The sequence below is a fragment of the Leptospira ilyithenensis genome (genome assembly GCF_004771005.1).
GTDB classification, from domain to species: domain Bacteria; phylum Spirochaetota; class Leptospiria; order Leptospirales; family Leptospiraceae; genus Leptospira_A; species Leptospira_A ilyithenensis.
In genome coordinates this window covers 1-1291 of the sequence record NZ_RQHV01000035.1, presented here as the reverse complement: position 1 = coordinate 1291, position 1291 = coordinate 1, and the positions used below count along the sequence as shown (strand labels likewise).

At 41.8% G+C, this 1291-nt stretch carries 1 pseudogene; it reads left to right on the top strand.

The annotated features are described in order from the left end of the window. Positions 1-1291: pseudogene (locus tag EHS11_RS19780) on the top strand (hypothetical protein); the annotation flags it as partial.

The following is a 1291-nucleotide window of genomic DNA, read 5'->3' as shown; positions in this document are numbered from 1 at the left end:
GGAGGATTTGTATCTTCTCTTACAGGAAATACATCCGGTGGACAATCGTATTCTATTTTCAATGCGGCGAGCCAAAAGAAAGTTGAGACAAGTTTGAAGGTAGATGGCAAAGACATCAGTACTATTTTCAGCAACACAGCAAACGGAGTGTACCAATATTCCCAACTGCTCTCTACCAATGAAAACAACGAGAGAATGGCTGACAAAGAACAGGAGAAACTACTCAACCAGATCACATACGGAATCAAATGGGAAGACCGCGTTGTTCTCAAATACAATGACAATGGAGTGTTGGAAGGAAACAAGGAATTCCAACATATCTTGAATCAGATGAATGATTCTAAGTGGAAGCCAATGGTGGATTGTATGGCTAAAGCGGGAGCAACACAAGACGCTTGTTTTAAAAGTGTATTCAAGGATTCGATTGCATATATGCAAGGGCAAGGTTTTGAATACCAAAATGGAATGATTGTACGTTCCCTTAATAAGATGGAGAAAATATTACTCGGTCAAACAACGGGACTTACGATGACTGCGGAAGAGAAGGCATTGACTGGCACTTGTTATGTGGATCCGACACAGTGCAAGAGTCTACTTCGACAGGATTATACTTATACAGTCAATAAAGAAACGAATGTAGCAACACTTACAAAGTCGATCAGTAACGGTCAGATCGGCGGAAGAAGAGAAGGTAAATATATCAGTGGAACACAAACTGAGACTCGTTATGTGAGCTTGGCGGAAGTCAAACCGATCATGGCTCCTAAAGGAAAAGATTTATTTGACTCTTGGGGCGAGGAAGAGTGGGACAATATAGGATCCCAACAGAACGCAGTGCTTAAGAATTTCTATGATGTGGGTCTTGCGGGTGATGTTAAGAGAATCTCCGCCGCAGCGAACGATATATCTGTGGTAAAAGAAAGAAACGAGAAAAAATTCCAGGAAGCAAAGATTGCGGCTGAGTCAGCGGATTCATTTATCAAAGATATGATTATGGCTTATATTTCCGGTGGTGTGGCGGGGATTAAGTCTTCGATTAAAGGAAAGATAGAAGATCAGATTAATTCGAGTTTGGCGGGAGCATTTATCCGGGCTACGGGTGGGAGTGAAGATCAGATTGCGTTTGTTTCCGATATCATGAGCTTTATGCGCGGTAAGATGCAAGAAAAACAAGTTAAGGCCCGTGCGAATACGATGTCTATGAGTAATCCGTTGAGGTCGATAGAGAATATGGTTTCTAAAACCTATAATAAATTGAACCAATGGAGCGGAGGGATAACGGGAGCAATTA